The organism is Actinomycetota bacterium, assembly GCA_005774595.1.
Lineage (GTDB): Bacteria > Actinomycetota > Coriobacteriia > Anaerosomatales > D1FN1-002 > D1FN1-002.
The window spans coordinates 1-4,529 of the sequence record VAUM01000150.1; the positions used below are offsets into that span (position 1 = coordinate 1).

The window sequence follows — 4,529 nt, forward strand, 5'->3', positions numbered from 1 at the left end:
CCGCGAGCGTCAGATGTGTATAAGACACGGGCTCCCACATGCGCCTAGAGCCTCCCTACGAGGATCCGGCCGAGAGATTCCGCCTTGTGGCAGTCGAGTTCGTCGATGGGCCGGCGCCAGAGGTCCGTGACCGCCAGCGAGCCGACCGTCCGTATCCCCGCGAGCTGGAGCGCGCGCCGCAGCTCGCGGATGGGACCCGTCGAGTACCCGAAGAACGCCGCGAACGGCTCGGGCGCCGAGCAGGCCGTGATGATGATCGCGTGGCGGCCCCGGGCGCACGCGCGGGACTCGGCTTCCCGCGCGTGCGCCGCGAAGTAGCCGCCCAGGCGATCGAGCAACGCTTGCGTGGCGTTGTTGGCCCGGCGGAAGTAGCCGGGAGTCCCGATGATGATGCCGTCGGCGTCGCGGATCATCTCCGCGAGCGCCGGCAGGTCGTCCGAGATCTTGCAGGCGCCGCTGGCGCGGCAGATGCCGCAGCCGGTGCAGAAGCGGATGTCGTGCGATTCGAGGGAGATGCGCAGCACCTCGGCGCCTGCCATCTCCGCCGCCCGGGACGCCCGCTCGACCGAGCGGCTCACCGCGCTGCGCCTGTGGCCGGCGTCGATGGCCAGTATCCTCACCCCGCGCCCCCCATCCCCGGCAGTGCGGGGGCGGGAAGCCCCGACCGCACGCGGTCGGCGCACGCGTCGATCCAGTCGATGGCGCTGCGCGCCGCAGCCGCCGACGCTTCGAGGGTCATGCGCCGCACGGCGTCCTCGCGGTTGCGCTCGGGGGTGGCGGCCAGCCGCGTGCGGATCTGCTCGAGCCGGCGCATGTAGTCGTCACGCGTCTCGGCGAGCAGGCGCAGCAGGTCGGCGTCGGACAGGTCCGAGGCGAACAGCATCCGCAGCAGGAAGGGGTCCCGGTAGGGCGGCAGCTCCTCGTGCGCGGCGAGCCACGTCGCCAGTTCCTCGCGCCCGCGCGGGGTGATCGAGTAGAGCCGGCGGTCCGGCTTGCCCCTCTGCGGGACCGCCCGGGAGGTGGCGAGGCGGCGCTTCACGAGGCGGTCGAGGGTCCGGTAGACCTGCGCCTGGTCGGCGGTCCACACGTGAGAAGCCGTTCGGTCGAAGCCCCGAGTCTTCAGGTCATACCCCGTCATAGGTCCGCCGGCCAGAAAGCCGAGGATGGCGTGTTCCAATGACATCTGCGACTGCCCCTCAGCGATATGAGACAGCACAAGTATATGACAAGTCTCACAAAAAGCAAGAGTCGACCGCGACTTGATGCATGAGCGGGAATGGGCAGGTCAGAGTGACCGCAGAACCCTCGACCAAGACTGAAGGGCCCCCGACGCATGTCGGAGGCCCTTCATGATGCGGTCGTCGGACGCCGCGGAGGGCGCCGTGCCGGGAGCTACAGCAGCGGCAGGTAGCCCTGCATCTCCCATGGGGTCACGCGGGACTTGTAGTCGTCCCACTCGATGCGCTTGTTCTTGATGTACCACTCGAAGACCTGGTCGCCGAGCGTGTCGCGCAGCAGCTCGCTGCCCTCCATCGCCTCGATCGCGTCGTGCAGGTCCTCGGGAAGCTGGCCGATGCCGCGCTCGGCGCGCTGCGCGGACGTCATCTCGTACACGTCGTCGGTGACGTCCGGCGGCAGCTCGTAGCCGTTGGCGATGCCGTCGAGGCCGGCGGCGAGCATGACCGCGAACGCGAGGTACGGGTTGCACGCCGGGTCGGGGCTGCGCAGCTCGATGCGGGTCGCCTTCTCCTTGCCGGGCTTGTACATCGGCACGCGGACGAGTGCCGAGCGGTTGCGGTGCGCCCAGCAGATGTAGACCGGCGCCTCGTACCCGGAGACGAGCCGCTTGTACGAGTTGACCCACTGGTTGGTCACGCCCGAGATCGCGCGCGCGTGCTTCAGCAGGCCGGCGATGTAGCCCTTCGCGATCGGCGAGAGGTGGTGCTCGTCGTCGGCGTCGTAGAACGCGTTGGCGTCGCCGGCGAACAGCGACTGGTGGACGTGCATGCCGCTGCCGGCCTCGCCGTACATCGGCTTGGGCATGAAGGACGCGTAGACGCCGTTGAGCTGCGCGACCTCCTTGACCACCAGCCGGTAGGTCATGACGTTGTCGGCCATCCGCAGGGCCTCGGCGTAGCGCAGGTCGATCTCGTGCTGGCTCGGGCCGACCTCGTGGTGGCTGTACTCGACCTGGATGCCGAAGTTGTTCAGCGTCCGCACCGTCTCCTTACGCAGGTCGACGGCCACGTCGCGCGTGGTCATGTCGAAGTAGCCGCCCGAGTCGAGCAGCTCGGTCCCGGTGTCGCTCTTGAAGTAGTAGTACTCGAGCTCCGGACCGACGAAGAAGGTGTAGCCCATCTCGGCGGCCTTCTTGAGCGTGCGCTTCAGCACGTACCGCGGGTCGGCCTCGTACGGCGTGCCGTCGGGCGTGACCACGTCGCAGAACATCGTCGCCACGAGCATCTCCTGCTGGCGCCACGGGAGGATCTGCAGGGTCGCCGGGTCGGGCAGCGCGATCATGTCCGACTCCTGGATGCGGGCGAACCCGAGGATCGAGGAGCCGTCGAAGCCCATGCCCTCGGTCATGGCCGTCTCGAGCTCGTCGGCGGTGATGACGAACGTCTTGAGGAAGCCGAGGACGTCCGTGAACCACAGGTGGATGAACTCGATCTTCTTGTCGCGTATCTGCTCGATGGCGCTCTTGCGAAGGTGCTCGGGCATCGGCCCACCCCGTCTTTCGGTTTCGTGAATCCGTCCGCTGTGTTTCTAACAGGTTTCCGAACCGCTACGATAGCCCCTGCGCGCTTTCGCGGGTGGGCGGGGGTACGCACCGTCCGTTTCCACGTGCAGGAGGAAGGTCGAAGCGTATGGGCAATCTGCAGCAACCGAACGCCAACGACGCGACGGGGACCTCGAACCGGTCCCGGAGCGTGGTGCCCTGCTCGGGTCTGTGCACCCGATGCATGGACACCTGCCGCGGCAACTGCGAGGTCTTCAAGTCCTCGTTCCGCGGCCGCGAGGTCATCTACCCCGGTCCCTTCGGCGAGATGACGGCCGGCGGGGACAAGGACTACCCGATCGACTACTCGCACCTGAACATCCAGGGCTATGCGCTGGGCGCCGCCGGCCTGCCCGAGGGCGTCGAGGGTACCCCCGACAACACGCTCTTCCCGATGGTCGACACCGAGACCGAGTTCGGCGTCACGAACAAGATCAAGATGAAGGTGCCGATCTTCACCGGCGCGCTCGGTTCGACCGAGATCGCGCGCAAGCACTGGGACAGCTTCGCCATCGGTGCGGCCATCTCCGGCGTGTCGATCGTGTGCGGGGAGAACGTCTGCGGCATCGACCCGGGTCTCGAGCGCGACTCGTCCGGCAAGGTCACGCACGCCCCGGACATGAAGCGCCGCGTCGAGGCGTACCGCCGCTACCGCGAGGAGGGCTACGGCGACATCCTCGTTCAGATGAACGTCGAGGACACGCGCCTCGGCGTCGCGGAGTACTGCGTCGGCACGCTGGGCGTCGAGACGATGGAGCTCAAGTGGGGCCAGGGCGCGAAGTGCATCGGCGGCGAGATCAAGGTCAACTCGCTCGACCGCGCTCTCGAACTGCAGTCGCGCGGCTACCTCGTCACCCCCGACCCGAGCGACCCGGCCATCCAGGCTGCGTTCAAGGCGACGGCGATCAAGCAGTTCGAGCGTCACAGCCGTCTCGGGTTCGTGGATGAGGAGGCCTTCTACAACGAGGTCCAGCGCCTGCGCGACCTCGGCGCCAAGCGGGTCACCCTGAAGACCGGCGCGTACCCGATGCGCGAGCTGGCCATGGCGATCAAGTGGGCGAGCAACGCCAAGATCGACCTGCTCACCATCGACGGCGCGCCCGGCGGCACCGGCATGAGCCCGTGGCGCATGATGGAGGAGTGGGGCGTCCCGACGTTCTACCTCCAGTGCATGACCAACGAGCTCGTCGGCCGGCTGCGCGCCAAGGGCGCGTTCGTGCCCGACATCGCCATCGCCGGCGGCTTCTCTTCCGAGGACCACGTCTTCAAGGTCCTCGCGATGGGCGCTCCGCACACGAAGGCCGTCTGCATGGGCCGCGCGCTCATGATCCCGGGCTTCGTCGGCGGCAGCATCGAGCGTTGGATGAAGGAGAACGACCTGCCGAGGACCGTCTCCGAGTTCGGCACCACCAAGGAGGAGATCTTCGTCACGTACGAGACCCTGCGCGAGAAGTACGGCGCGGAGGTCGACTCGATGCCGCTCGGCGCCATCGCCGTGTACACCTACTCGGACAAGATCCGCGTGGGTCTGCAGCAGCTGATGAGCGGTTCGCGCAACATGCGCCTGAACACCATCGGCCGCGAGGACCTCATGGCGCTCACGCGCGAGGCCTCCGAGCTGTCCGGCATCCCGTTCGTGACCGACGCCTACCGCGAGGAAGCGCTCAAGATCATCGACGCGTAGGCGTGCGCGAAGCTTCGGGTGGGGAGTGCCGAGGGCCTCGGGAGACCGGGGCCCTCGGTGTGTCTC

At 67.9% G+C, this 4,529-nt stretch carries 4 protein-coding genes; 1 reads left to right on the plus strand and 3 read right to left on the minus strand.

Annotation, left to right across the window (positions count from 1 at the left end; translation table 11 throughout):
- Nucleotides 1-44 precede the first annotated feature (44 nt).
- The 3 genes from FDZ70_06750 to FDZ70_06760 all read right to left on the minus strand — a co-directional run bounded on the left by FDZ70_06750 (nucleotide 45) and on the right by FDZ70_06760 (nucleotide 2,721).
- A complete protein-coding gene (locus FDZ70_06750) occupies nucleotides 45-695 on the minus strand; it encodes a flavodoxin family protein (protein ID TLM76288.1) in 651 nt (216 codons plus the stop codon).
- Entirely contained in the window at nucleotides 617-1,183 is a 567-nt protein-coding gene (locus FDZ70_06755) for a PadR family transcriptional regulator (protein TLM76289.1), read from the minus strand. Before FDZ70_06755 ends, FDZ70_06750 begins: the two co-directional genes overlap by 79 nt.
- Before the next feature lie 209 nt (nucleotides 1,184-1,392).
- On the minus strand, nucleotides 1,393-2,721 hold the full coding sequence (locus tag FDZ70_06760; protein TLM76290.1) for a glutamine synthetase: 1,329 nt from the start codon (nucleotides 2,719-2,721) through the stop codon (nucleotides 1,393-1,395).
- A gap of 146 nt (nucleotides 2,722-2,867) precedes the next feature.
- Between FDZ70_06760 and FDZ70_06765 the strand changes: the two genes are divergently transcribed.
- On the plus strand, nucleotides 2,868-4,463 hold the full coding sequence (locus tag FDZ70_06765) for an FMN-binding glutamate synthase family protein (GenBank protein ID TLM76291.1): 1,596 nt from the start codon (nucleotides 2,868-2,870) through the stop codon (nucleotides 4,461-4,463).
- Nucleotides 4,464-4,529 lie beyond the last annotated feature (66 nt).